The organism is Croceibacterium sp. TMG7-5b_MA50, from assembly GCF_039830145.1.
In the GTDB taxonomy this organism is placed as follows: domain Bacteria; phylum Pseudomonadota; class Alphaproteobacteria; order Sphingomonadales; family Sphingomonadaceae; genus Croceibacterium.
In genome coordinates, this window is sequence record NZ_CP156083.1 from 145,814 (window position 1) to 171,978 (window position 26,165).

17 protein-coding genes are annotated in these 26,165 nt (G+C 70.4%); 14 read left to right on the plus strand and 3 right to left on the minus strand.

What is annotated here, in order from left to right; all coding sequences use genetic code 11:
• Positions 1–50: 50 nt before the first annotated feature.
• From V5740_RS14340 to V5740_RS14350, 3 genes are all read left to right on the plus strand, one after another.
• On the plus strand, positions 51–782 hold the full coding sequence (locus tag V5740_RS14340; protein ID WP_347304675.1) for a FadR/GntR family transcriptional regulator: 732 nt from the start codon (positions 51–53) through the stop codon (positions 780–782).
• Positions 779–2,470 (plus strand): D-lactate dehydrogenase, encoded by a 1,692-nt coding sequence (gene dld, locus V5740_RS14345; protein ID WP_347304573.1) that lies wholly within the window; start codon positions 779–781, stop codon positions 2,468–2,470. The genes V5740_RS14340 and dld overlap by 4 nt, the downstream gene beginning before the upstream one ends.
• Positions 2,471–2,570: 100 nt before the next feature.
• A complete protein-coding gene (locus V5740_RS14350; protein WP_347304574.1) occupies positions 2,571–5,204 on the plus strand; it encodes a TonB-dependent receptor in 2,634 nt (877 codons plus the stop codon).
• Positions 5,205–5,324: 120 nt separating this feature from the next.
• On the opposite strand, the gene V5740_RS14355 is transcribed toward V5740_RS14350, so the two are convergent.
• Genes V5740_RS14355 through V5740_RS14365 form a run of 3 tightly spaced genes read right to left on the minus strand, consistent with a single transcriptional unit; the run spans position 5,325 to position 11,565 of the window.
• The gene (locus V5740_RS14355) at positions 5,325–9,341 is read right to left on the minus strand and encodes a glycosyl hydrolase (RefSeq protein WP_347304575.1); all 4,017 of its coding nucleotides are present in this window, start codon (positions 9,339–9,341) and stop codon (positions 5,325–5,327) included.
• Positions 9,338–10,468: a CaiB/BaiF CoA-transferase family protein gene (locus V5740_RS14360; RefSeq protein ID WP_347304576.1), complete on the minus strand. Its 1,131-nt coding sequence runs from the start codon at positions 10,466–10,468 to the stop codon at positions 9,338–9,340. The genes V5740_RS14355 and V5740_RS14360 overlap by 4 nt, the downstream gene beginning before the upstream one ends.
• Positions 10,465–11,565 (minus strand): extracellular solute-binding protein, encoded by a 1,101-nt coding sequence (locus tag V5740_RS14365; RefSeq protein ID WP_347304577.1) that lies wholly within the window; start codon positions 11,563–11,565, stop codon positions 10,465–10,467. The genes V5740_RS14360 and V5740_RS14365 overlap by 4 nt, the downstream gene beginning before the upstream one ends.
• Positions 11,566–11,683: 118 nt before the next feature.
• Here V5740_RS14365 and V5740_RS14370 point away from each other — a divergent pair, with 118 nt between their 5' ends.
• From V5740_RS14370 to V5740_RS14420, 11 genes are read left to right on the plus strand one after another with little or no spacing between them, the layout of a single operon-like run.
• Positions 11,684–12,865, plus strand: coding sequence for a CaiB/BaiF CoA-transferase family protein (locus V5740_RS14370; RefSeq protein ID WP_347304578.1), 1,182 nt, complete (start codon positions 11,684–11,686; stop codon positions 12,863–12,865).
• Positions 12,862–13,311: a MaoC/PaaZ C-terminal domain-containing protein gene (locus V5740_RS14375; protein WP_347304579.1), complete on the plus strand. Its 450-nt coding sequence runs from the start codon at positions 12,862–12,864 to the stop codon at positions 13,309–13,311. The genes V5740_RS14370 and V5740_RS14375 overlap by 4 nt, the downstream gene beginning before the upstream one ends.
• Positions 13,312–13,313: 2 nt before the next feature.
• The gene (locus tag V5740_RS14380; RefSeq protein ID WP_347304676.1) at positions 13,314–14,330 is read left to right on the plus strand and encodes a sugar ABC transporter substrate-binding protein; all 1,017 of its coding nucleotides are present in this window, start codon (positions 13,314–13,316) and stop codon (positions 14,328–14,330) included.
• A complete protein-coding gene (locus V5740_RS14385) occupies positions 14,324–15,838 on the plus strand; it encodes a sugar ABC transporter ATP-binding protein (protein WP_347304580.1) in 1,515 nt (504 codons plus the stop codon). The genes V5740_RS14380 and V5740_RS14385 overlap by 7 nt, the downstream gene beginning before the upstream one ends.
• Positions 15,835–16,968 carry an ABC transporter permease gene (locus V5740_RS14390; RefSeq protein WP_347304581.1) on the plus strand — a complete coding sequence of 378 codons (1,134 nt, stop codon included), beginning with the start codon at positions 15,835–15,837 and terminating at the stop codon, positions 16,966–16,968. The genes V5740_RS14385 and V5740_RS14390 overlap by 4 nt, the downstream gene beginning before the upstream one ends.
• On the plus strand, positions 16,965–18,152 hold the full coding sequence (locus V5740_RS14395) for an extracellular solute-binding protein (protein WP_347304582.1): 1,188 nt from the start codon (positions 16,965–16,967) through the stop codon (positions 18,150–18,152). The genes V5740_RS14390 and V5740_RS14395 overlap by 4 nt, the downstream gene beginning before the upstream one ends.
• A gap of 26 nt (positions 18,153–18,178) precedes the next feature.
• Entirely contained in the window at positions 18,179–19,213 is a 1,035-nt protein-coding gene (locus V5740_RS14400; RefSeq protein WP_347304583.1) for a Gfo/Idh/MocA family oxidoreductase, read from the plus strand.
• On the plus strand, positions 19,210–21,255 hold the full coding sequence (locus V5740_RS14405) for a beta-galactosidase (protein WP_347304584.1): 2,046 nt from the start codon (positions 19,210–19,212) through the stop codon (positions 21,253–21,255). The genes V5740_RS14400 and V5740_RS14405 overlap by 4 nt, the downstream gene beginning before the upstream one ends.
• A complete protein-coding gene (locus V5740_RS14410) occupies positions 21,255–22,850 on the plus strand; it encodes an alpha-L-fucosidase (protein ID WP_347304585.1) in 1,596 nt (531 codons plus the stop codon). Before V5740_RS14405 ends, V5740_RS14410 begins: the two co-directional genes overlap by 1 nt.
• A 3-nt stretch (positions 22,851–22,853) precedes the next feature.
• Positions 22,854–24,941 (plus strand): beta-galactosidase, encoded by a 2,088-nt coding sequence (locus V5740_RS14415; protein WP_347304586.1) that lies wholly within the window; start codon positions 22,854–22,856, stop codon positions 24,939–24,941.
• Positions 24,938–26,164 carry an SGNH/GDSL hydrolase family protein gene (locus V5740_RS14420; RefSeq protein WP_347304587.1) on the plus strand — a complete coding sequence of 409 codons (1,227 nt, stop codon included), beginning with the start codon at positions 24,938–24,940 and terminating at the stop codon, positions 26,162–26,164. The genes V5740_RS14415 and V5740_RS14420 overlap by 4 nt, the downstream gene beginning before the upstream one ends.
• Position 26,165 lies beyond the last annotated feature (1 nt).

The following is a 26,165-nucleotide window of genomic DNA, read 5'->3' on the forward strand; positions in this document are numbered from 1 at the left end:
ATATGACTATTGGCCGACCGGGCTGGCCCCGGTCGGAGCCTCGCGTGACAATGACCATCCCTGCCAGTTTCCAGATGTTCGGCGAAGGCGCGCTGTCCAGCCACGACCAGGTGGCGCGCACCCTGGGGGCGGAGATCATCAGCGGGGTCTATCCCCCCGGTTCCAAGATCCCGAACGAGGCGGAGATACTAGGGCGTTTCGGCGTGTCGCGCACCGTGCTGCGCGAAGTGCTGAAGACGCTGACGGCCAAGGGCCTGATCGTGTCGCGCACCCGTGTCGGCACCAAGGTGCTGCCCCCGTCCAGCTGGAACATGTTCGATGCGCAGGTCCTGTCGTGGAAGATGGCGGCGGGCGGCCTGGACGAGGCGTTCCATGGCGACCTGACGGAGGTGCGCCTGGCGATCGAGCCGCGCGCCGCCGCCCTCGCCGCGCGGCGGTGCGACCCCGCCGACATCGCGGAACTGCGCCAGGCGATCGACGCGATGTGGCAGGCGACCGGGTCTCGGCGCGACTTCGCCGCCGCCGACCTCGCCTTCCACCAGGCGCTGGGCGCGGCGTCGGGCAATACGCTCATGCGCTCGCTCTCCGCGGTGATCGAGACGGCGCTGGTTGCCTCCTTCACCATGAGCTCGCCCATCAACGATCCCGATCTGCACCATCTCAACGTCAGCAGCCACGCCGCCATCGTCGATGCCATCGCGGCGGGGGACGAGGACCGCGCGGCGGAGGCGACGCGCGCCGTCATCAAGGACCTGGCGCACTGGCGATCGTACAGCGAATGAACCCGCCCGCCGCCGACGCCCCGCGCGCGGCACTGGTGGATGCCTTGCGCGCCATTGCCGGGCGCGCGCAGGTGCTGACCGATGCGGCGGCGACGCGGCCCTATCGCACCGGCTACCGTTATGGCGAAGGGGCGGCGCTGGCGGTGGTGCTGCCCCGCACGCTGGTCGAGTTGTGGCGCGTGCTGCAGGCCTGCGTCGCGGCGGATGTGATCATCATCATGCAGGCGGCCAATACCGGGCTGACCGGCGGCTCCACCCCGGCGGGGGAGGATTACGACCGGCCGGTGGTCATCATCAATCCGCGCGCGATCACCCGCATCCACCTGATCGACGGGGGGCGCCAGGTCGTCTGCCTGCCGGGTGCGACCCTGTACGGGCTGGAGGCGGCGCTGCGGCCGCTGGGGCGCGAACCGCATTCGGTGATCGGATCGTCGTGCATCGGCGCATCGGTGATCGGCGGCATCTGCAACAATAGCGGCGGCGCGCTGATCCGGCGCGGGCCGGCCTTCACCGAACTCGCGCTGTATGCGCAGATCGACGAACAGCGCCGGCTGCACCTGGTGAACGAACTCGGCATCCGCCTGCCCGACGATCCGGAGGCGTTGCTGACGCAGGTGGAGCGCGGCTCATGGACGCCCGGCGACATCGTTCATGATCCCGGCAGGCGCGCCTCGGACGGCGATTACGCCCGCCGGGTGCGGCAGATCGATGCCGACCTGCCCGCCCGCTACAACGCCGATCCGCAATGCCTGCACGCCGCGTCGGGCAGCGCGGGCAAGCTGGCGCTGTTCGCCGTCCGGCTCGATACCTTCGCGCAGGATGCACGCACCCGTGTGTTCTACATCGGCACCAACGATCCCGCCGAACTGACCGACCTGCGCCGGCATGTGCTGGGCCGGTTCGCCAACCTGCCGGTCGCGGGCGAGTACTTGCACCGCGACTGCTACGACGTGGCGGAACGTTACGGCAAGGACACCTTCCTCGCCATCCGGCACCTCGGCACGGATCGGCTGCCGCAGCTCTACGCGGCGAAGGCACGGGTCGATGCGTGGGGCGCGGGGCTGAGCGACCGGCTGCTGCAAGGTGCCAGCCGCCTGTTCCCGCGCCACCTGCCCGCGCGCATGTCCGCCTACCGCGACAAATACGAACACCACCTGATCCTGCGCATGGCAGGGGACGGGATCGAGGAGGCGGAGGCGTATCTGGGCACCATGTTCCCCTCCGCTGCCGGGGATTACTTCGCCTGCACGGCGAAGGAGGGGGACAAGGCGTTCCTCCACCGCTTCGCCGCCGCCGGCGCCGCCGTCCGCTACCACGCGGTGCACGGGCGGCAGGTCGGCGGGCTGGTCGCGCTGGACGTGGCGCTGAGGCGCAACGACCGCGAATGGGTGGAGGTGCTGCCCCCGCACCTCGCCGATCAGGTGCTGCACGCGCTCTATTACGGGCATTTCTTCTGCCACGTCTTCCACCAGGACTACATCCTGAAACCCGGCTGCGATCCGCTAGCGTTCGAACATGCGCTGTGGCGGCTGCTGGACGAACGCGGCGCGGAATACCCGGCGGAACACAATGTCGGGCACCTGTATCCGGCGAAGCCGGCGCTCAGCGCCTTCTACCGCCAGCTTGATCCTACCAACAGCTTCAATCCCGGCATCGGCCAGACATCGCGGCAGGCCCACTGGCGCTGAGCGCTGCAACTATCACTTGGATTGCATAAAATAGTATCATATGACGTCCCACAACAAGAATGATGTGGGAGGATCTATGCGTTTGCGAGCAACGTTCCTGATGGGGACAGCCCTGGCCGTGTCCGGTGTTCTGGCGCTTCCCGCCGCGGCGCAGGTCGCCGGCACCCCGGCAGCGCAGACCGCGCCGGGTGATGAGGCCGTCACCAGCGACAGCGAGATCGTCGTCACCGGCATCCGCGCCAGCCTGCAATCGGCGCAGGCGCGCAAGCAGAATGCCGATTCCGTGGTCGATTCCATCGTGGCGGAGGACATCGGCAAGCTGCCCGACGTCAACGTGACGGAGGCGTTGCAGCGCGTATCGGGCGTGCAGATCGGCCGTGACCGGGGCGAAGGGTCGGGCATCACCATCCGCGGCCTTTCGCAGGTCGCCTCCACCTTCAACGGCCGGTCGGGCGGCAATGGCCGCGGCGTGGACCTGGAGAATATCCCGGCCGAACTGATCAGCCGGGTGGACGTGTACAAGACCCCGTCCGCCGACCTGATCGAAGGCGGCATCGGCGGCCTCGTCAACGTCGTCACGCGCAAGCCGCTCGACACGCCGGGGCTGACGCTCAGCGGATCGGCCCGCGCGCGCTATTCGGACATTCCGGACAAGGTCGATCCGATGCTGTCTGCCCTCGCCAGCAACACCTGGGACGCGGGCGACGGCGGCGAGTTCGGCGTGCTGGTATCGGGCGCGCTGCAGAAGCGCACGTTCCAGAGCGAGGCGATCAGCGTCGGCGCACCCGTCGGCCAGCCGGCGATCGGCCCGGGTGTCGCCAGCCTGTCCGAACAATACCAGGTCGCGCTGGTCAGCGACCGGCGCCGCATCGGCATCGACGGGGTGATCCAGTACAAGCCGAACCCCGATCTCGAATTCTACGTGCAGGGCACATACCAGGATTCCAACCAGCTGCAGGAGGCGTACGGCCTCTACATCCGTAATCTGCGGGGCCGCACCTTCGTGCCTGGCTCGGTCGAGTATTTCGAAGGCACGCGCGATGTCGCCGCGATCTCCTTCACCAATGTGCCGACCCGCAGCTTCGCGGCGGACCGCGATGCTTACGAGGAAAGCTGGCAGGTGGCCGGCGGGGTCAAGTGGGACAGCGGCCCCGCGCATCTGGTGGTGGACGGCGCCTATACCCGCGGCAACGGGCAATTGTTCTATACCGAGCTGAACCTCGACACGACCGCGCCGCAGATCGACTTCGACGTGCGCACCCTTCCCGGCCAGGCGCAGGTGTCGGGCGTGGACCTCGCCAACCCGGACAGCTTCGCCATCGCCAGCCTGGGGCGCAACATCAACCTATCCGAAACCGAATCCAAGCAGGTGCGCGGCGACATCTGGTTCGACATCGACGATCCGCTGACCCGCTCGCTGCATTTCGGCGTCCGCTACACCGATGCCGACGTGGATCAGCAGCAATTGCGCTTCAACCAGACCGGGCGCGGCCCTGGCGGCACGCCGCTGCGCGCCTCCGCCTTCGCCGACCTGTTTATTCCAAACCCGCTGAACGACCAGTTCAACGGCACCGACCTGATTGAACAGGATTACGTGACGGTCGATCCCGCGCAGCTGGACGGCGACGGGTTCGACACCGTTCGCACCCGCCTCGGCATCACCGTGCCGGCGGAATTCAACCCGCTGTTCGGCTACACCATCGGGGAAAAGACGCTGGCGGGCTACGCCATGAGCAAGTTCGCGTCCGATGGCGCCCTGCGGTTCGATGGCAATGTCGGCGTGCGCATCATCCGCACGCAACTGGATGTGGTCGGCACCCGCGCGGTGTTCACGCAGCGTCCGGGCACCGGCACCGGGCCGGCCAACCCCCCGGTCTTTGAACAGACCGGCATCGCCCCGGTGGAGATCGACAGCAGCTACACCAGCGTGCTGCCCAGCGCGAATATCCGCATCCTGTTCACCGACGACCTGCAATTGCGCCTGGCGGCGGCCAAGACGCTGACCCGGCCGGGCTTCAGCAGCCTGTCGCCGACGCTGTCGCTGGTGCCGGGCCAGCGCACCGGTTCGGCCGGCAATCCCGACCTGCAACCGCTGGAATCCGATCAGCTCGACGCCAGCCTGGAATGGTACCCGTCCCCCACCAGCTCAGCCTACATCGCGGGCTTCTACCGCGAGATCGGCAATTTCCTGGTCACGCGCACCAGCCCGCAGACGATCGACGGGGTGGATTACAGCATCAGCCGCCCGACCAACGAGCTGGGCGGCAAGATCAAGGGGTTCGAGGTCGGCGGTCAGGCGTTCTTCGACTTCCTGCCCGGCGCGCTCAGCGGCTTCGGCGCGCAGGCGAACTACACCTTCGTCGACAGCCAGACGGACACGTCCGTCCCCGGCCTGCAGACGCCGATCGCCAACCTGTCCCGCCACGCCTTCAACACCAGCCTGTTCTACGAAGCGGGCGGCCTGTCGGCGCGCATCGCCTACAACTGGCGCGACCAGTTCTATTCCAGCCTGCTGTCGAACGACATCGTCACGAACGAGCCGATCTACACCCGCGCACGCGACTGGCTGGACGCATCGGTCGGCTACGACATCAACGACCGGCTGACCGTCACGCTGGAGGGGAACAATTTGCTCCGGTCCAAGACGCGCACCTTCTACGGCGTGCCGACCCGGCCGGGCAATTACGAACGCGACACGATGAGCTTCATGGCCGGCGTCCGCGTCACGCTGTAGCTTGCCAACTTTCCATTCACGTCATCCCGGACTTGATCCGGGATCCCGCTTCTTGACGCCGCGCTGCGAAGAACAAGCGGGGCCCCGGATCAAGTCGGGGGCGACGTGAAAAGGAAGTTGTTACTCCACCGCCACCACATCGCCGAACACCAGCCGGACCGGGCCGAGCAGGCCGGAATCGAGCAGCGGCTCGTCCGCCCCGAAGAAGGTCCACGGCGTGAAGGTGACGCGCCCGCCCGGCGGGTTGGCCTGCCCCACGCGGTACCATTCGGGCAATTCGGTGATCTTCTCGGCCATGACCGGCTCCACCGATCCGTCGGCCTTGACCCGTTCGCCCACCGACCACTCGCCATCGACCCACTCGCCCTCGCGCGGCAGGGCGGCGTCGGCGATCATGCGGTTGGCCCACAGGTTGGTGACCGCCAGTTCGATGCGGTTAGCGCCGGGCCGCACGACGTCGGTGATGTCGACGCGGTATGGCTCCTTCCACACCACGCCCAGATCCTGCCCGTTGACGGTCACGCCCGACAGGACCTCCACCCGGCCAAGGTCGAGATGCACGCGCCGCCCGGCCTTCAGCAGCGCGGCGGGCACGTCGAACGCGCGCGAATAGGTCGCCGTGCCGGAGAAGTGGCGCACGCCCGCATCGGAGTGGTCGCTCAACGATTGGAGCGCCGGCAGGGTGATCGCGGCAGGTGCGCCGCGCCCTTCCTGGAACGCCACCTGCCAGGGCCCGTCGATCGTCAGCGGCGCGGGCACGTCGGCGGTGAAGCCCGCGCCGGTGCTGAGCGTGTAGCGGCCCGACTGCCAGACCGTCGCGGTCAGCCGCTCGCCGTCCTGCCTCAGCTCCACGGGCTGCGCGAACGGGTCGGGCGCGGGTGGGCCGGCGGCGGCCGCCGCCGCGATCTCCGCCGGGGTCAGCGCGCGCGCGACCGTGTCGATGGCGGTGGCATTGCCTTCGAAGAAGTAGGTGACGCCCGTCGGCGAAGGCGGATCGCCGCCACCCGCATGGACCACGCGCCCGCTCCGCTCCCCCGTGCCGGCCAGCCTGCCGTCGAGATACAGGCGGGGCACGCCCTCGTCATAGACCAGCGCCCAATGCGTCCACCCGGCGACGGGCGTATGCGCGACCAGCACGGCAGGCACCTCGTCGGGCCCGGCGCGCTCGATCACGATCGCGCCGTTGCGGCCCAGGGCAAGGCCGGCGATGGCTGTCCCCTCCCCATGGATGTCCTGGCCGGAGCGTGCGGGGACCAGCCAGTTCTTGCCCGTCTCGTTGATCCGGCCAGTGGTGGCCTGCCGGGGCATGACGCGCAGGTCCGTGTCGGGCTTGGCCCAGCCCGACAGGGTGAAGCTGCCCGACGGCGCGGGCACGGTGGCGGCGGGGGCGCGGTCGAGATCGGCGATGCGATCCCCATCCCGCTCGACCCAGCGCACGCCCTCCGCCACCGGCCGGTCGAACAGGACGAAGCCGGCCCCGGCGGGCGACAGGTCGAACGCGACCTTCGTCATCCCGTCTTGTTGCGCGAACAAGGCCAGCGGCGTGACGGAGCCGTCCTCCGCATTCCACAGCGACGGCGCGCGGCCGGCGGTGCGGAAGGTGCAGGTCACCTGCTCCGCCCGCCGCTGCCGGTTGGCGACGAAGTACATCTCCCCCGCAGGCGTGGTGCGATGCAGCCACGTCACCTGCCCGTCCGGCGTGGCGGTGGCGCATTGCGCGTCGGGCGCGACGCCGATGGCGGCCAGCGTGTCCGCGATGCCGGTGCCGGTGAACACCCGCCCCGATCCGGTCTTGCCACCCCACAGCTTATCGACGGCTTCGGCGAAGGCGCGCTGCTCCGCCGGATCGACCATGCCCAGCGCGCGCGCGGGCTTCGGCCCCAGCAGCACCATGCCCTGCCGCACCATGTCGTGCAGCCGTGCGGCCAGCACCGGGGTCATGCCGGAAAGGTCGTCCGGCAGCACCAGCAGCCGGTAACGCGCCCCGTTGGGCAGCACGATCGCGCCGTCCTCGACGCTGGCGCGGGTCAGCAGCACCTCCGCATTGACCATATCGTAGCTGTAGCCGGGCGGCATTGCGGGATCGAACACCCGGCCGATCAGCGGGTTGGTGTCGGGCGACACGTCCGGGCGGACATATTCGGCCTGGTTGGGGCTGTCCTCCCCCACGAAATACAGCACGTCGGCGGCGTAGGTGCCCTGCCGCAGCAGGTACTGGCTGCGCGCCAGGTATTCCATCCACGGGCGGCTCTGCGCGAACCAGGTGTTCGTGCGGTCCAGGTTGATGCCCCACGGCCCCATCACCATCCCGCCCGTGACGTTCACGTTGGGCTGGTGGGCGTAGCGGTGGAAGAACACCTCGTTGAACCCGTGAGCGAACATCTGGTCGCCCAGCGCCTTCATGGCGTAGGGATAGTCGAGCCAGCGGCTGGTCTGCGCCTCCCCGGTGAAGGCCTCCGCCGCGATGACCGGCCGGCCGTAGACATGGGCCGCGCTGCTGACCATCTTCACCGTGCGGTTGTCGGTCCAGGGCGTGCGGCTCCAGAACTCGGTCATCGGCACGTCGGCCCGCCCGCTCACCTGCAATTCGTCGAACGGGCCGGGGCCGTACCCTTCCACCAGGAAGCGCAGGCCCGCGGCATTGGCCCGCTCCTCGTACCGCTCGTAATAATTGGCCAGCATCAGGTCGGCCAGCGTGCGGCGGAAATCGAACAGGAACCGGTCGGACGTGTCGCGGTCGCCCACCACGCGGCCGGTCAGCGCGGGAATGTACGGCAGCATGGAATAGCCGTTGCGCCCGGCGAAGCCCGCCGGCAGCCCGGCGGTCCAGTTCTGCAGGCCCGCCTCGTAACTGTCGATCTCCAGCATGGAGAACGCCCTGCCCGCCAGCGGCCCCGCCGCGTCCAGCACGCGCGCGACGCTGCTGTCGTACTGGTGGTCGACGGCGGCGCGGTCCAGCTTGTCCACCTCCAGCCCGCGCCCACTGTCGGATGCGGCGACGTTCAGCTTGCCGGTTGGCGTGTGGCCCAGCCGCAGCACGGTCCAGCGGCCCGCCGGCGCATCCCAGGTCAGCGTGCCCGCCGCATCGACCATGCCGGTCAGGTCCACCACCCGCGCCGGGTCGATCGCATTGGTGGCCATGGCATCGCCGCCCGCGCTTCCCATGTCGCCCATGCGGAACGTGTGTTCGCCCTTCACGTCCCAGTCGGGCAGGCGCGGCGTCGCATGCAGCAGCGCCTCCGCCAGCTTGACCGTGCGCGACGGCGTGATGCGGAAATGGCGCGCGGTGGCGGCGGCGAAATTGGCGGTGCCCGGCGCCTCGATCCCGCGCTCTACCGCGACATTGACCTTCGCCACCTGCCGCCATTCCCGGCCATCGTCCGACGCCTCGATCGTGGCGGCGAAGCCCGGCTCCTCCTTCTCGGCATACAGGGTGACCGATTGCGCGGCGAAGGGCTGGGCCATCGTGATGGTCAGCGGGTTGCCGGGGCCGGCCTCCACCGATGTGAACAGGTTGCGGTCGGTCAGCGTGGCGGCATCGACCGCCGCGCCCGCCCGCATCCCGGCGATCCCGCGGCGGTAATGGTCGTCATCGGCGATGGAGGCGGGGTAGGCCAGCACCGCGGCATCGCGATAGAAGTCCAGCTTGGTATACGGCTGCGGCAGCGCCACGCTGACCGGCCTGCCGCCATCGATCGTCGTTTCCGTCCAGACGATCTGCTGCATCGCCTGCGCCGGGGCGATCCACGGGCCACCGCTGCTGGACCAGCCGGGGGCGTTCTGCATCCCCACCTTCAGGCCCAGCGCATCCGCCTTGGCCATCATGTGCGTCATCAGGTCCAGCCATTTCGGGCTGAGATAATCGACCGGCCCCTTGGGGATGTCGCTGCTGCCGTCGAACACCAGCACTCCGCCCAGGCCAGCCTTGGCGATGGCCTCCAGGTCGGCGTCGATGCCCTCCTGCGTGACGTTGCCGTTCATCCAGAAATACAGCGTGTTGGGCCGCACATCTGCCGGCGGGTCGCGGAACTCCGCCGCGTCCTGCGCCGCCACGCCACTTCCCGAAGGCGTCCACAGCAGCGCGCCCAGCGCCGTCCCGGCCAGCCAGTGCCGCATCGTCCGTTGCCGCATCATCATGTGTCCAGTCCGAATTCCTGCCGCAGCGCGGCGCCATGCGCGTCCACCGCTGCCGCGCCGCGCGCGCTCAGCGGCCGCGCGCCATCGATGCGGACGGGCGCGGCGGTGGTCGCCAGCGCATCCGCCCCCACCCGCTGCACCATGTCGAGCCGGATGAAGCCCTCGCTCGCCAGCAATTGCGGCCAGCCGAGCACCGGGGCGCACCACAGGTCCTGCGCGCGCAGCAGCGCCAGCCAGCCCTCGGTGGTGCCGGTCACCAGCCGCCCGGCGATCAGCGCCTTCAGCCGATCCCGCTCCACGAAGGGATCGCCCGACAAATCGAGGCCGAGCAGCGGCCCCAGCCGGTCCAGCGGGATCATCGCCAGCGCCAGCCAGCCATCGGCGGTGCGGTAGATGCCGTAAGGCGCCGCCAGATAGGCATGCGCCCCCCGCTCCGCCGCGCGGCTCGGCAGGCGGCCGCCATCGTTCATGTGGGTGGTCAGCACCTCGAACTGGAAATCGACCAGCGCCTCCAGCAGGCTGGTCTCCACCAGCGCACCCTGCCCGGTGATCCCGCGCCGGACCAGAGCGGCCAGGATCCCTTCCACCAGCACATGCCCGGCCAGCATGTCGCCGACCGACAGGCCGACCGGCACCGGGCCGTCATCCGCGCTGCCGCCCAGCCAGGTGACGCCCGACAGCGATTGCGCCAGCAGGTCCTGCCCCGGCAGGCCGACCCACGGCCCATCCTCGCCATAGCCGCTGATGGTGCCGACCACGAGGCGCGGGTTCACCGCGCGCAATGCCGCTGGCCCCACGCCCAGCCGATCGGCGACGCCGGGGCGGAAGTTCTGGATCACCACGTCCGCCTGCGCCGCCAGCCGCAGCAGCGCGCGCCGGTCGGCTTCGTCGCGGTAGTCGAGCGCGAGGTATTCCTTGTTGCGGTTGATCGCGTGGAACAGCGTGGAATCCCCGCCGACCTCCGTATCCGACAGGTACAGCGTGCGGCAGATGTCGCCGGTGCCGGGCCGCTCCACCTTGATGACCCGCGCGCCCAGATCGGCCAGCCGCAACGCGGCGGACGGGCCGGACAGGAACTGCGCCATGTCGATCACCAGCAACCCGTCGAGCAGGGGCGGCGTGGTCATGTCGTGCGGTACATCGCGTTCAGCGCCGCCACGATGCTGTCGGCCGCCTCGTTGCGGCGGAGGCCGCGCTCCAGCCGCTCTGACGCGGCCTGCTGGTACGCCATGTAGCCGTGGTGGCGCGGGCGCAGCCATGCGGCGTCGAGCGTCGCGCGCGTGGCGCGGTAGAAGTCCTGCGTCGCCGCATTCACCTCGTCGTCCGCCCAGGCATCCGCATGGCCCGGCTGCCCGCCAGCCGCCGCGTACAGTCCGCGCTGCACCCCGGCCCCCGCGACCCACGCGGCGAAGGCGGCGGCCTCCCCTGGCGACTTGCACCAGGCCGATATTGCGATGCCGGTGCCGCCCAGCGCCGATCCGGTCGGCCGCCCGGTGCCGAGCAGCGGCAGGTCGGCGAAGCGGATTGCGGTCGCGCCCGCGACCGGCCGGGAATAGCTGACATAGCCATAGGTCAGCGGCGCCACCGCGACCGGCGATGTGGGGTCGGCCATCGCATCCAGCACCGCGATCGGATCGTGGCCCCACGCATCGGCGCCCACCCGGTCGGCCAGGTCCTGCAGGTGCCGGCAGGCGGACGCCGCTTCTGCCGGAAACAGATGCTCCGCCGCCGGGTCCGGCACGATGCCGTCCAGCCCACAAAGCGTGAACAGCGACATCAGCGCATGCGGCGCGCGCAGCGGGATGGTCAGCCGCCCCTCCTCCGCCAGCCGCAGCACCTCCGCCCAGTCGCTTACCGGCCCGTCGATCCGGTCCGGCACCCAGGCCTGCACCTGCGCCGCGGCGTCGATCGGCAACGCCCATTGCCGGCCCTGCCAGTGATAGCTGTCATACGACCCGCCGACCGATCCGGCGGCGATCGCGGCCAGCGCGGCATCGTCGGCCAGCCCGTCCAGCGGCAGCAGCGCCCCTTCCGCCGCGACCTGCCCGACATGGGGATGGTCGATCACGATCAGGTCGTATGCCCGCGCCAGCTCCTCCACCGGGTAGCTTTCGAAATCCTGCAGGGACCGGCGATCCCACGCGATCTCCACCCCCGTCCGGGCCGCCCATTCGCGCGCGGCGGCGGCCAGCGGGTCGTATCCGCGTGGATGGTCCCAGGTCATGCCGCGCACTCTTGCTCTCCCATTGCCAAGACCGCCGGTGAAAGCGGTTGACTTGCCCTAGCGCCATCAATAGCCGTTTGAAAGCATACATCATATGACCATATTATAAGAGAGGCGGATGCGGGATCAGGAGGAGCGGGGCGAAGGAGGGGTGCGCCTGCCGCTGCATGGCATCACCGTGCTCGACTTCAGCCAGTATCTCGCCGGCCCGTCCGCCGCACTGCGGCTGGGCGATCTCGGCGCCGCGGTCATCAAGGTGGAGCGGCCCGATGGCGGCGACGCCTGCCGCCGCCTGGCCCTCGCCGACCTGCATTTCGACGGAAACAGCGCGCTGTTTCACGCCATCAACCGGGGCAAGGCCAGCGTCACCGCCGACCTGAAGGATGCCGGGGATCTGGCGCGGGTGGAGGCGCTGATCGGCCGGGCCGACGTGCTGATCCACAATTTCCGCCCCGGCATCATGGACCGCATCGGCCTCGGCTGGGACCGGGTGCAGGCGATCAACCCCCGGCTGATCTATGCCGGGGTCAGCGGCTATGGCGCCGACGGCCCGTGGCAGGGGCGGCCGGGGCAGGACCTGCTGGTGCAGGCGCTGTCGGGCATCGCCCGGCTCAGCGGCGATGGCGGCGGGCCGCCGGTGCCCGCGGGCCTCGCGATCACCGACATGATGGCGGGCGCGCAACTGGCGCAAGGGGTGCTGGCGCTGCTGGTGCGGCGGGGCACGACCGGCGCCGGCGGCCGGGTCGATGTCAGCCTGCTGGAGGCGGCAATCGACCTCCAGTTCGAACACCTGTCCGTCTGGCTGAACCAGGGTGGGCCGATGCCGGCGCGCAGCGATGTCGCCAACGCGAACCTGTACCTGGGCGCACCCTACGGCATCTACCCCACGGCGGACGGGCACATCGCGCTGGCCATGGCGCCGGTCGACCGGCTGGGCGTGCTGCTGGGGTGCGAGGCGCTGGCCGGCTTCCCCATCGGCGAATGGTTCGCCCGCCGCGACACGATCAAGCAGGTGCTGCGCGATCATCTGGCGACCGGCACCGCCGCGCACTGGCTGTCGCTGCTGGAACCGGCGGGGATCTGGGCCGCGCCCGTGCTCGACTGGCCGGCTTTGGCGGCGGAGCCGGCCTTTGCCGCGCTCCACCCGACGCAGGCCGTCCGCGCGCCCGACGGCGCGACACTGACGCTGACCCGCTGCCCGATCCGCATCGACGGGCAGGTGCTGACGAACGGCCGCGCCGCCCCGCGCCTCGGCGCAGACCGCGATGCCTTGTTGCCGCCAGCGGGAGCACCTGCATGATTGTCGAGCACTATTTCGAGGATTACGCCGTCGGATCGGAACGGCGCAGCTTCGGCCGGACGATCACAGAAACCGACTTCGTGGTCCATGCCGGGCATACCGGCGACTTCTTCCCCCACCACATGGATGCAGAGTGGTGCGCCACGCAGGATTTCGGCCAGCGCATCGCCCATGGCACCATGGTGTTCGCCATCGGCATCGGCCTGACCGCAACGACCATCAACCCGCATGCCATGTCCTACGGCTATGACCGGCTGCGCTTCCTGAAGCCGGTGCATATCGGCGACACGCTGACCACCATCACCCGCATCGCGGAGAAGCGCGACCACCCCAAGCGTGCCGGGCACGGCATCGTCGTGGAGGCGGTGGAGATGGTGAACCAGCGGGCCGAGGCGGTGCTGGTGTGCGAGCATCTCTACCTCGTGACCCGCCGCCCCGCCGGATGATGATGCGCGTGCGCCCGGTCCCCGCCGTGCTGGCGGCGCTGGTGGTGCTGGTCGCCGCCGGTTCGCTGGTGGCGCTGCGCCAGTCGGCGCGCGCGGCGGCGGGCGGCGCGGCGGTGGCAGGTCCGGCGGACGGGCCGCGTTATGGCCTGTCGACTGTCGGCCTCAGCTATCCCTTCGCCGCCGCCATCGCCAAGGGGTTCCGCGAGGCCGCTGGAGCCGCCGGGGCGCGGGCGGTGGTGCTGGATGCGCAAGGCTCGGTCGAGGATCAGGCGAACGACATCGACGATCTGGTGGCGCAGCGCGTGGCGGGCATCGCGATCATGCCGCTGGATTCGGTGGTGGCGCAGGGCTGGGTCGCGCGGGTGAACCGTGCCGGCATCCCCGTGGCGGCGGTCGCCGCGATGGTCGGCGACCCCGCGACCCGCGCCGCCGCCGACGTCCATCCCGGCCTCGTCGCGCTCGCCAGCCAGGACGAGGTCGCGGCCGGCGCCGCCGCCGGCACGCTGGCCGCACGGCTGCTGCCCGCGGGCAAGGTGGCCGAGATCGCGATGGTCGAAGGGGCCGCCGGCTTCCCGGAGGTGGCGCAGCGCGCACGCGGTTTCCGGCAGGGGCTGGACGCCGGCGGCGCGCGCTATCGCATCGTGGCGGCGCAGCCGGGCAACTGGACGGCGGAAGGGGGCGAGGCGGCGTGCCAGAACATGCTGGCCGCGCGGCCCGGCATCGACCTGATCTTCAACCAGGCGGACGACATGGTGATCGGCTGCGCCCGCGCGGTGCGCGCCGCCGGCTCGCCCGCGCGGCTGGTGGGCGTCGGCGGGTCGAAGCTGGCGGTCGCATCCATCAAGGCGGGCGCGGTCGACGGCACGGTGTGCTTCAAGCCGGAGGCGCTGGGCGCACTCGCCTTCGCCGCGCTGCACGAAGCTGCGGGGAAGAGGCCCACCGGCGGGCAGCGGTTCCGCACCTATCCCATCCCCGCCGTCACCCGCGCCAATGTGGCGCAATGCGTCGGCCAATGGTGACGACGCCGCCGCCTTTGCTGGCGCTGGAAGGCGTCGCCAAGACCTTCCCCAACGGCACGGTGGCGCTGGCGGGCGTTGACCTCAGCGTGCAGGCGGGCCGGGTGCATGGGCTGCTCGGTGCCAATGGTGCGGGCAAGTCGACCCTGATCAAGATTCTGTCGGGCGCGCATGCCGCCAGCGCGGGCACCATCCGGTGGCGCGGCCAGCCGGTGCGCTGGACCCGGCCGACCGATCCGCGCGCGGCGGGGGTCGCCACCATCTACCAGCACATCCCGCTGGTCCCCACCTTGTCGGCGCTGGACAACATCCTGCTGGACCGGCCCGGCTGGCGTCGGCGCCCGCGCAGGGACCGGGCGCGGGTGGCCGGGATCGTCGCCATGCTGGGCGACCCCTTCGCGCTCGACACGCCGGTATCCGCGCTGCCGATCGGCGCGCGGCAGATGGTGGCCATCGCGCAGGCGCTGGCCGGCGGGGCGGAGCTGGTGGTGATGGACGAGCCGACCGCCTCGCTGTCGGGAGAAGAACGGCTGCGGGTGCATGCGGTGGTCCGCCGGCTGGCGGCGGAGGGCACGGCGGTGCTGTTCGTGTCGCACTTCCTGGACGAGATCGCCAGCCTGACGGACGAGGTGACGGTGCTGCGCGACGGGCGCGCCGTGCTGCACGCACCCACCGCCACGCTGGACGAGGCGGCGCTGGCGGCGGCGATCGTCGGCCGGGCGGTGACCGCGCTCGCCCGCCCGCCGCAGCCGCGCGCGCCGGGCGCCGTGCGGCTGGAAGTGGCGGGGCTGGTTTCCCCAGGGAAACTTGCCAGCACATCCTTCCAGGTGCGCGGCGGCGAGATCGTCGGCCTGGCCGGGATGCTGGGCGCGGGGCGCAGCGAATTGCTGCACGCGATCTGCGGCGCGGATCCCCATGCGCGCGGCACCGTGCTGCTGGACGGTGCCCCCGTGCCCCGCTTCGCGGACGAGGCGGTGCGCGCGGGCGTGGCGCTGGTGCCGGAAGATCGCGCCGCGCAGGGGACCGTCCCCGGCTTCACCCTGGCGGAGAATCTGGCGCTGGCCCGGCAGGCGCAGCGCGGCGCCACGCTGCACCTGCTGGACCGCGCGGCGGAGGATCGCGCAGCGGCGCAGGCGATCGCCGACCTCGCCATCAAGGCGCCCGGTCCCGCCGCGCTGCCGGGCGAACTGTCGGGCGGCAATGCGCAGAAGCTGGTGATCGCCCGCTGGCTGACCCCCGCCACCCGCCTGCTGCTGCTGGACGAGCCGACCGCCGGGATCGACATCGGCGCCCGGACGGAGATCCTGCGGCTGGTCCGGCGCCTTGCCGATGAAGGCCTGCCGGTGATCCTCGCCTCCTCCGACTTCGCGGAGTTGCTGGCGATCTGCGACCACATCCTGGTGCTGCGCGACGGCGGCGTCGTGGCGGAGGCGGACCCGGCGCAAACTTCCGTCGCGGACCTGACGCTGCTGGCGGGCGACACCAGACTGAACGGAGCGGAGGCGGCATGAACGACCGGGGGGACTGGCGACGGGGTTTGGCCCTGAGGGAGGCGGGCGTCTATTACGCGCTGCTGCTGCTGCTCGGCATCCTGGCGGCGCTGGCCGCGGCGCGTGGGCTGCCGCCATATCTGGGCGCGGTGAACCTCGGCAACATCGCCTATCAGGCATCGCTGGTGGGGATCATGGGCGTCGCCATGACGGTGCTGCTGATAACGGGATCGTTCGACCTCAGCGTCGGCAGCGTCGCGGCGCTGTCGGCGGCGGTGCTGGTGGGCCTGGCGCCCGGCATCGGCTTCCCGGCGGCAGCGGGCGCGGCGCTGTGCACCGCCGCCGCGATCGGCCTGTTCAACGGCGTGGTGGTGCAGTTCGCGGGCATCAACGCCTTCATCGTGACACTCGGCACGCTGACCGCGGTGCGCGGGCTGGTGCTGATCCTGACGGACGGGCGATCGCTGATGGTGGACGATCCGGCGGTGCTGGCGCAGATGCTCGCCTTTGAGAGCACGCCCGTGCCGCTGTTCTGGCCGCTGCTGATCCTCGCCGCGCTGGTGATCGCGGGCGGGGTCGTGCGGCGGCGGCCGGTGCCGGTCGCGGGCGGCGCGGCGCTGGCGGCGCTGGCACTCGCCGGCGGCCCGGGCTTCGCGGTGGCGGCGCCGGTGGTCTACTGCGCGGTGCTGACCGCGATCCTGTGGGCGGTGCTGCGCTTCACTGTGCTTGGCCGGCGGCTGTACGCGGTGGGCGGCAATGCGGAGGCGGCACGGCTGGCGGGGGTCAACGTCCATGCCTACAAGCTTGCCGCCTTTATCCTGTCCAGCGTGGCGGCGGGGTTTGCGGGCGTGCTGTTCGGGTGCCGGTTGGGCGCGATCAACCCCACCGCGCTGCAGGGGGCGGAGCTGACGGTGATCGCCGCGGCCATCCTGGGCGGCACGTCGCTGTTCGGCGGGGCGGGCAGCGTGGTGAAGACGCTGGCCGGCGCGCTGCTGCTGTTCACGCTGGCGAACGGGTTCAACATCCTGGACCTCGGCGCCAATTACCAGGGCCTGATAGAGGGCGTGGTGGTGATCGCCGCCGCCGCGATCTACACTGTCGGCAGTCGCCGGCCGGCGCGCCGCCCCATGCGCGGTTCGGTGGCGGCATGACCGCCCTGCGCATCGCGCTGCGCCGCTTCGGCCCGTTCGAAAGCGCGATTTCCAAGCAGTTCGCCGCCTTCGTGGCGGAGACCGGCGTGGATGCCACGCTGGAAGCGGTGCCGCTGGACCTGAACCCGCTGCACGATGCGATCATCGGCCAGCGCGGCCTGGCGACCGGCGCGTGGGACATCGCCTTCATGGCGACCGACTGGCTGGCGGAGGCGCAGGGGGCTGGCCTGCTGGAGGACCTGACGCCGCACCTCGCCCACAAGCCCATCCCGGACTGGCCGCAGGCGTGGAGCCCGTCGCTGACCGGGCTGCAAGCCTTCGCCGGGGGCATCTGGGGCATGCCGTATCACGACGGCCCCGAATGCCTGATCTATCGCCGCGACCTGCTGGATGCCGCCGGCATCGCGGTGCCGCGCACCTGGGACGAGTTCCACGCCGCCGCTCGCGCGCTGCACGCGCCGGAGCAGGGGCGGTACGGCACCGTGCTGGCGCTGTACCCGGACGGGCATAACGGCTTCTACGATTTCTGCATCCATGTCTGGTCGCGCGGGGGCGAGGTGTTCGACGATGCCGGCCGCCCCGCCTTCACCACCCCCGCCGCGCATCAGGCGCTGGACTTCCTGCGCACCCTCGCCGCGGACGATGCCGCCATCGCGCCCGATGCGCGCCAATTGGACAGCGTGCAGTCGGGCATGCTGTTCGCGGACGGCAAGGTCGCGCTGATGGCCAATTGGTTCGGCTTCGCCGCCTATGGCGAGACGGCGCCGGACAGCCGGGTGCGCGGGCTGGTGGACGTGGCGCCGCTGCCCGCCGGGCCGGGCGGGCGTAGTGTGTCGCTGAACGTCTACTGGGTGCTGGGAATCGGCAGCGGCAGCGCCAACAAGCCGCTGGCATGGGATTTCCTGCGCCACCTCGCCCGCGCCGACATGGACAGGCTGACCACCACGGAAGGCGCGATCGGCGTCAGGCGCTCCACCTGGGACGATCCGGAGGTCAACCGCCAGGTGCCCTATTACCATCGGCTCGGCTGGCTGCACGACCATGCGCGGCAGATGCCGCTGACCCCGCACCTCGCCGCGATCAGCCATGTGGTGGACGACCTGCTGACCGCCGCCACCACGACCGACACGCCGACGGCCGACCTGCTGGCCCAGGCGCAGGTGCGGGTCGAGGGACTGGCATGAACCCGCCGCTGCGACAGCACTGGCCCATGCCGACAGCCCCGCGCCCGATCGTCATCATCGGCACCGGCGGCATCGTGCGCGACGCGCATCTGCCCGCCTACCGCAAGGCCGGCTTCACGGTCGCGGGCCTGTGCGATCTCGACCACGGGCGCGCAACCGCGCTGGCGGACGAATGGGCAATCCCGGCCGTGTACGCTTCCGTCCAGGACGCGGCGGCGCAGGATGCGGTGTTCGACATCGCCGCGCCACCCGGCGCCCACCCGGACATCCTGCGGGCGCTGCCCACCGGTGCCAGCGTGCTGCTGCAGAAACCGATGGGCCTCGACCTCCGGCAGGCCACCGCAATCCGTGCCGTGTGCCGCGAGCGGCGGCTGAATGCGGCGGTCAATTTCCAGCTCCGCTTCTCCCCCATGATGCTGGCGCTCGCCGATGCGATCGCGCGCGGCCTGCTGGGCGAACTGGTGGAGATCGAGGTGCACCTCAATCTCCTCACCCCCTGGCACCTGTTCCCGCACCTGCGGGCCGATCCGCGGGTGGAGATGGTGTCGCATTCGATCCACTACATCGACACGATCCGGGCCCTCGCAGGGGAGCCGAAGGGCGTGTTCGCGCGCAGCTACGGCCATCCGGCCAGTGCGCTCGCCGACACCCGCACCACGCTGATCCTGGATTACCCGCAGCCGCTGCGCGTCGCGCTGTCGATCAACCACCACCACGATTGGGGCCGCCGGTTCCAGGACGCCAGCTTCCGGGTGGAGGGCACCGACGGCGCCGCCACCGTGAAGCTGGGCCTGCTGCTCGACTATCCCACCGGGGAGCCTGACGAATTGTGGCTGACGCGGCGGCGCGGCGAGTGGGAACAGGTGCCGCTGCCCGGCGGCTGGTTCCCCGATGCCTTCATCGGCCCGATGGCCAGCCTGCAACGCTTCGCCGCGGGGGAGGACGAGCGCCTGCCCACCAGGGTGGAGGATGCGTGGCGCACCATGGCCGTGGTGGAGGCCGCCTACCGATCCAACGACCAGCCGGCGACCCCGGTGCCGAGCGAACAGGACCCCCGATGAAGACCCTTGCCATCCTCGCCGCGCTGCTGCTGGCCGGCACCACCGCTCCGGCGCTGGCGCAAACGGCCACGACGCCGGACGTGCAGCACGAAAAGCTGTGGCTCGGCTCCGCCTGGTATCCCGAACAATGGCCGGAGGAGCGGTGGGAGGCGGACCTCGCGCTCATGAAGGCGCATGGCGCCAACGTCGTGCGCATCGGTGAATTCGCCTGGTCGCGGATGCAGCCGGCGGAAGGCGAGTACGACATGGACTGGCTGGTGCGCGCCGTCCGCATGGCCGGGCGGCATGGGATGAAGGTGGTGATCGGCACCCCCACCGACACGCCGCCCGCCTGGATGACGCAGAAATACCCGGACATCCTGCGGATCGAGGGCGACGGCACGGTCATCGGCCATGGCGGACGGCGGCAATTCTCCATCTCCAGCCCGCGTTATCGGGAACTCGCGCGCGACATCGTGGGGCGGATGGTCGCCGCCGTGGGCCGCGACCCGAACGTGATCGGCTGGCAGATCGGCAACGAATACACCAATGAAAGCTACGACGATGCGGCCCGCGCCAACTGGCACCGCTGGCTGCAGGCGAAATACGGCACGCTGGATGCGCTGAACGATGCCTGGACCACCGCCTACTGGTCGCAGACCTACACCGCCTGGGATCAGGTCCCCTTCAACGAGGAGGTGGGCAATCCCGGCTGGATGCTGGACCTGAAACGCTTCATCACCGATGAATGGGTGGCGTTCCAGGGCAACCAGCTCGACGTGATCCGCGCAGGCGTCGGCCCCGACCAGTTCATCACCACCAATCTCGGCGGGCTCGGCTGGGCGAACAAGTTCGACCGGTACGACATCAATCGTCCGCTCGATTTCGCGTCATGGGACAATTACGTCGGCAGCGGCCACCTGCTGCCCGACCGCAACGGCGCCACGCACGACCTGGTGCGCGGGTGGAAGAAGCGGAACTTCTGGGTGATGGAGATCCAGCCCGGCTTCGTGAACTGGGCGGGGGTCAGCAACATGCTGTATCCGGGCGAGACGCGGGCGATGGCGTGGCAGGCGGTCGGCCATGGCGGCGATGGCATCCTGTACTGGCAATGGCGCAGTGCGCTGAACGGTCAGGAGACGATGCACGGATCGCTGATCGGCCCCGACGGCCAGCCGCTGCCCATCTATGAAGAGGTGACGCGCATCGGCGCCGAGTTCGCCAGGGCGTCGGCGGCGATCGCGGGCACGCAGCCGGTGTCCCCGGTGGCGATCGTGCAGGATTACGACAGCCGCTGGGCCATCGACTTCCAGAAGCATCACCGTGATTACGACCAGATCGAGGTGCTGCTGGATTACTACCGCCCGCTGAAGGCTGCGCTCGGCGCGGTCGACATCGTGGAGGCGGCGGGGCCGCTCTCCGGCTACCGGCTGGTGGTCGCGCCCAACCTGAACCTCATCACGGACGAGCTGGCGCAGCACCTGACGGACTATGTGCGCGGCGGCGGGCACCTGGTGCTGGGGCCGCGCTCCGGGCTGAAGGATGCGTTCAATCGCCTGCACACGACGCGCCAGCCGGGCCCGCTGGCGGAGCTGCTGGGCGGGCAGGTGGAACAGTTCTATGCCCTGGACGAGACGGTCGCCGTCGAAGGCGGCACGGCGGCGATGTGGGCGGAGGACCTGTCCGCCACGCAGGCCGAGGTGCTGCTGCGCTACGGCAAGGCGAATGGCTGGCTGGACGGCCACCCCGCCGCGATCACGCGGGGCGTGGGCAGGGGCCGCATCACCTATGTCGGCGCGCTGATCGACGATGCGCTGATGGCGACGCTGATGGACGGCGCGCTGACGCAGGCCGGCGTCGAACGCGACTTCGCCGTGCCGCCAGATGTGGAACTGATGACGCGGGAGGGCCAGGGCCGCCGCGTCGTGATCCTGATCAATCACGGGCGGGAGGAACGCCGCGTCCCCCTGCCCGCCGCGATGACCGACATCCTGAACGGCGGCATCACCCGCACCCTGACCCTGCCGCCCGAAGGCGTCGCCGTTTTGCAGAGGAACCCCTGATGCTCCGCACCCTCGCTGCCGCTTTGCTGCTCACCGCCGCCCCTGCCGCCATGGCGCAGGAACAGCCATGGCCGATGGACTACCAGCCCGCCGCGGTGGAGGCGCAATTGGGCAAGGTGCAGCAGGGCGTTGCCGCCGGGCCGTTCCAGCCCGAGTGGGACTCGCTGCAAGGCTACCGCACGCCCGAATGGTTCCGCGATGCCAAGTTCGGCATCTTCATCCACTGGGGTCCCTATTCGGTGCCGGCCTTCGCCAACGAATGGTATTCCCGGAACATGTACGTGCCGGGCAACAAGGCGTTCGAGCACCACGTCGCGACCTACGGCCCGCAATCGCAGTTCGGCTACAAGGACTTCATCCCCCAGTTCAAGGCGGAGCAATTCGACCCCGCCGCCTGGATCGCCCTGTTCCGGCAGGCGGGCGCGCGTTACGTCGTGCCGGTGGCCGAACATTGCGACGGCTTCGCCATGTACGACACCGCCTTCTCCAAATGGGATGCGTCGGAGATGGGGCCGCGCCGCGACGTGGTGGGGCAGATCGCCGAAGCCGCGCGGGCCGAAGGGCTGCATTTCGGCCTCTCCAGCCACCGGGCGGAACATTGGTGGTGGTATCACGAGGGGATGCTGTACGACAGCGACGTGCGCGATCCCGCCAATGCGGGCCTCTACGGCCCCGCCGCGCCCACCGGCCTGCCGGCGGTGGACAGCGACACCTGGCCCGACAGCGGCCAATTGCAGAACTGGATGCCGCCAAACCGCGAATTCCTGAACGACTGGATGGCCCGCACATCCGAACTGGTGGACAAATACCAGCCGGAGCTGATCTATTTCGACTGGTGGACCTCCGCCCCGGAGTTCGAGCCGCTGATGCGCGACATCGGCGCGTATTATTACAACCGCTCCGCCGGCTGGGGCGCCCCCGGCATCATCGCCTACAAGGGCGCGCAATTCGCCGAAGGCAGCGCGCTGTTCGACATGGAGCGCGGCAAGAGCGACGCGCTGCGGCTGACCCCGTGGCAGTCCGATACCTCCGTCTCCATCAAGAGCTGGGGGTATGCCCAGAACGACCAGTACCGCACGGCGAAGTCGCTGGTGGCGGACCTGATCGACATCGTGTCCAAGAACGGCAACCTGCTGCTGAATGTCGGACCCAAGGCGGACGGCACCATTCCGGAGGAGATCGCATCCGTGCTGCGCGGCATGGGCGCCTGGCTGGAGGTGAACGGGGAGGCGATCTACGACACGCGGCCCTTCAAGTATTACGGCGAGGGGCCGACCCTGTCGGGGCAGGTCCATGTCGGCGGTCAGGTGGAGGAATCCGCGAAGAAGACCTTCACGCCGCAGGACATCCGCTTCACCACGAAGGACGGCGCGCTCTACGCCATGGGGCTGGAACGGCCGGCCGATGGCGCGGTGCTGGTGACGACGTTGTACCAGGGCACGCCCTATCTCGATCGCGCGATCGACGGCGTGGAGCTGCTGGGCAGCGGCGCGGTGGAATGGCGGCAGACGGCTGAAGGCCTCGCCGTGACGCTGCCGGCCGATGCCAGCGGCGGGATGCCCTATGCGTTGAAGCTGACCTTCAAGGGCGGCTGAGCGATGATGCGATCCCTTGCCCTGCTGCTCGGCGCAGCGCTGCTGCCGCTTTCCGCCTGCGCGCAGACCACGCCCCCGCTGGCCGATGCCGCGTGGAACGCCACCCGTTTCGCCGACCGGCCCGCCATTGCCATGGGCGCGGCGTGGTACCCGGAACACTGGCCGGAGGAGCGGTGGGAGACGGATCTGCAATTGATGCGCGCCGCCGGGTTCAACACGGTGCGCGTGGGCGAGTTCGCGTGGAGTTCGCTGGAGCCGGAGGAAGGCCGCTTCACCTTCGACTGGCTGGACAGCGCCATCGACCTGGCTCACCGGCACGGCATGATGGTGGTGGTCGGCACGCCCAGCGCCGCCCCGCCCGCCTGGCTGACGGCGAAGTACCCGGACACGCTGCGCGTGGACGAGGACGGCAGCCGCGCCGGCCATGGCGGGCGGCGGCACTTCTCCTTCGCCAGCCAGCGTTACCGCGACATGGCGGGGCGCATCGCGGGGGAGATGGCGCGCCGCTATGGCAAACACCCCGCGGTGGTCGGCTGGCAGATCGACAACGAGATCGGCCCGCCATCCTTCGATGCCGAGGCGGTGGCGCGCTGGCACGCGTTCCTTGCACAACGCTACGGCACGATCGACGAGCTCAACGATCGCTGGACGACGCAGTATTGGAGCCAGCACTACAACAGCTTCGACCAGATCCCGCTGCATTCGCGCGGGCAGCACAATCCGGGCCTGCTGCTGGATTTCAAGCACTGGACCACCGCCACCTGGACCGATTTCGTGCAGGATCAGGCGCGGGTGATCCGCGCCGCCGCCGATCCGCGCCAGTTCGTCACCACCAACACGATGTTCTGGAATGCAGGCTTCGACCATTTCGCCCTGCATGACGGCCTCGATATCGCGGCGTGGGACAAGTATCTGGAGGAAGGGCGGGCCGACTGGCCGGACACCGCCGCCAATCACGACCTCGTGCGCGGGTACAAGAACCGCAATTTCTGGCTGATGGAAACGCAGGCGGGCCGCGCCGACTGGGGCCGGATCAACCGCGCGCTCGATCCCGGGCAGGTGCGGGAAATGGCGTGGCAGGCGGTCGGCCACGGGGCCAATGGCGTGCTCTACTGGCAATGGCGCAACGCTGCCGGGGGGCAGGAGCAATATTACGGCTCGCTGCTGGGGCAGGACGGCCAACCCGCGCCGATCTACCGCGAGATCGCGCAGGCCTCCGCCGAGCTGACCGGGGCCGCGCCGCTGCTGGCTGACACCTACCCGGCGGCACAGGTGGCGATGATCTTCTCCTATGACAGCCGCTGGGCGATCGACATCCAGCCGCATCACCGCGACTTCGCCCCGATCCGCCAGTTCACCGACTACTACCGCCCGTTGCGGGCGCAGGCGCAGGGGGTGGAGGTGGTGTCGCCCGATGCCGACATCGCCCGCTTCCCGCTGGTGGTCGCGCCCAGCCTCAATGTGCTGACGGGCGAACAGGCGGCGCATCTGGAACGCTATGTCCGGGGCGGCGGGCATCTGGTGCTCGGCCCCCGGTCGGGCATGAAGGACGATGCCAATGCGCTGTGGCCGCAGCGCCAGCCGGGCCCGCTGGCGGAGCTGCTGGGCGCACGGGTGGCGCAGTTCTACGCGCTGGACGAACCGGTTGGCATCACCGGCACCTACGGCACGGACCAGGTGGCCATCTGGGCGGAGGAGCTGGTACCGGAAGCCGCCGATCTGGCGGTGCTGGCGACCTATACCGATCCCGGCGGCTGGCTGGACGGGAAGCCGGCGGTGGTCAGCCGCCCGCTGGGCGCAGGGCGCATCACCTATGTCGGCGCGTGGCTGGGGCAGGCGGCGATGGCCCGCATCGCCACCGACCTGCTGCGACAGGAAGGCATCGCCCCGGTGGTGCCGGACGCGCATCCGGACCTGGAGATCGCCGTCCGCCAGGGCGCGGGCAAGCGCGTGCTGATCGCCATCAACCATGGGGCCGAGGCGCGCCCCCTCGCCCTTCCCCCCGGCGCGCGGGCCGAAGGTGGCGACTGGACGAACGGCAGCCTGGCTGCGCATGGTGTGGCATGGTTCCGGCTGGGGGATGGGGAATGAGGGTACGGATCGCCTGCGCCGCGCTGGCGCTGCTGGCCGCGGCGCCCGCTCAGGCGCAGGATGGCTGGATCACCGGCTGGCTGTCGCCGCCGATCGCCTACGAACCGCGCATCGCCGATGCGCTGGGCCGCCCGTTCGCTGACGAGACCGTGCGGCAGGAGGTGCGCGCGAGCGTCGCCGGCAGCGAGGTGCGCATCCGCTTCACCAACGAATTGGCCGACGAGGCCCTCGCCATCGGGGCGGCATCGCTGATGCAGCTCGACGCCGCCGGCGCGCCCGTGCCCGGCAGCGCGGTGGCGCTGCGCTTCGGCGGGGCGGCGGGCGTGACGATCCCCGCCGGCGCGCCCTTCGTGTCCGATCCCCTGCCCTTCCCGCTCGCCGCCGGGGAACGCTTCGCCGTGTCGGTGTGGTATCCCGACAGCGCGGAGCCGCCCGCCCATGCCCAGATGCTGGAGATCGTCGGCGAAGGCGACCACACCGGCAGCACCGCGCCCCGGCAGGGCGACCGGGTCCGCGCGCCCGGCATCGTGTCGGCGGTGGAGATCAGTGGCGCGGCACCGACGCAGGTGCTGGTGGCGTTCGGCGATTCCATCACCGAGGGCGCGGGCGCGACGCCCGGCCGGGCGATGGACTGGCCCGCGCAAATGGCACGCCTGCTGGCGGGCGCCGGGCCCGCGGGGCAATGCTGGGCCGTCGCCAATGCCGGGATCAGCGGCAACCGCCTGCTCCATACCGGGCGCGGGCCGAACGCGCTGTCCCGCTTCGACCGGGATGTGCTGGGCGTCGCCGGCGCCACCCACGTCGTGATCCTGGAAGGGATCAACGACATCGGCAAGGTGCGCGATCCGGCGCGGGCCGCGGAACAGGTCACGGCCGCCCAGATCACCGGCGCTTACGCCCAATTGCTGGCGCGGGCGAAGGCGGCGGGGCTGAAGGTGATCTTCGGCACGCTGCTGCCCTACGAAGGCGCCGCCTATGCCGATGCGGCGGGGGAGCAGCGGCGGCAGGCGGTCAATGGCTGGCTGCGCGCCAATGCGGCATCGTTCGACGGGCTGATCGAGTTCGAACCGGCGCTGGGCGACCCGGCGAACCCCGCCGCCATGCGCGCCGAGTACCAGACGGGCGACGACCTGCACCCCAACGATGCCGGCTACACCGTTATGGCGCAGACCGCGCTGCCCGTCGTGCTGGCGCAGGGCTGCGGCGCGACACCACCCGGCTAAA

What these genes read in the sequence shown, in the direction of transcription:
- V5740_RS14340 (WP_347304675.1), top strand. Translation starts at nt 51, where the DNA reads ATGACCATCCCTGCCAGTTTCCAGATGTTCGGCGAAGGCGCGCTGTCC.
- V5740_RS14350 (WP_347304574.1), top strand. Translation starts at nt 2,571, where the DNA reads ATGGGGACAGCCCTGGCCGTGTCCGGTGTTCTGGCGCTTCCCGCCGCG.
- V5740_RS14370 (WP_347304578.1), top strand. Translation starts at nt 11,684, where the DNA reads ATGCGGGATCAGGAGGAGCGGGGCGAAGGAGGGGTGCGCCTGCCGCTG.
- V5740_RS14405 (WP_347304584.1), top strand. Translation starts at nt 19,210, where the DNA reads ATGAAGACCCTTGCCATCCTCGCCGCGCTGCTGCTGGCCGGCACCACC.
- V5740_RS14360 (WP_347304576.1), bottom strand. Translation starts at nt 10,468, where the DNA reads ATGACCACGCCGCCCCTGCTCGACGGGTTGCTGGTGATCGACATGGCG.
- V5740_RS14410 (WP_347304585.1), top strand. Translation starts at nt 21,255, where the DNA reads ATGCTCCGCACCCTCGCTGCCGCTTTGCTGCTCACCGCCGCCCCTGCC.
- V5740_RS14415 (WP_347304586.1), top strand. Translation starts at nt 22,854, where the DNA reads ATGATGCGATCCCTTGCCCTGCTGCTCGGCGCAGCGCTGCTGCCGCTT.
- V5740_RS14380 (WP_347304676.1), top strand. Translation starts at nt 13,314, where the DNA reads ATGCGCGTGCGCCCGGTCCCCGCCGTGCTGGCGGCGCTGGTGGTGCTG.
- V5740_RS14390 (WP_347304581.1), top strand. Translation starts at nt 15,835, where the DNA reads ATGAACGACCGGGGGGACTGGCGACGGGGTTTGGCCCTGAGGGAGGCG.
- V5740_RS14400 (WP_347304583.1), top strand. Translation starts at nt 18,179, where the DNA reads ATGCCGACAGCCCCGCGCCCGATCGTCATCATCGGCACCGGCGGCATC.
- V5740_RS14365 (WP_347304577.1), bottom strand. Translation starts at nt 11,565, where the DNA reads ATGACCTGGGACCATCCACGCGGATACGACCCGCTGGCCGCCGCCGCG.
- V5740_RS14355 (WP_347304575.1), bottom strand. Translation starts at nt 9,341, where the DNA reads ATGATGATGCGGCAACGGACGATGCGGCACTGGCTGGCCGGGACGGCG.
- V5740_RS14385 (WP_347304580.1), top strand. Translation starts at nt 14,324, where the DNA reads ATGGTGACGACGCCGCCGCCTTTGCTGGCGCTGGAAGGCGTCGCCAAG.
- V5740_RS14395 (WP_347304582.1), top strand. Translation starts at nt 16,965, where the DNA reads ATGACCGCCCTGCGCATCGCGCTGCGCCGCTTCGGCCCGTTCGAAAGC.
- dld (WP_347304573.1), top strand. Translation starts at nt 779, where the DNA reads ATGAACCCGCCCGCCGCCGACGCCCCGCGCGCGGCACTGGTGGATGCC.
- V5740_RS14375 (WP_347304579.1), top strand. Translation starts at nt 12,862, where the DNA reads ATGATTGTCGAGCACTATTTCGAGGATTACGCCGTCGGATCGGAACGG.
- V5740_RS14420 (WP_347304587.1), top strand. Translation starts at nt 24,938, where the DNA reads ATGAGGGTACGGATCGCCTGCGCCGCGCTGGCGCTGCTGGCCGCGGCG.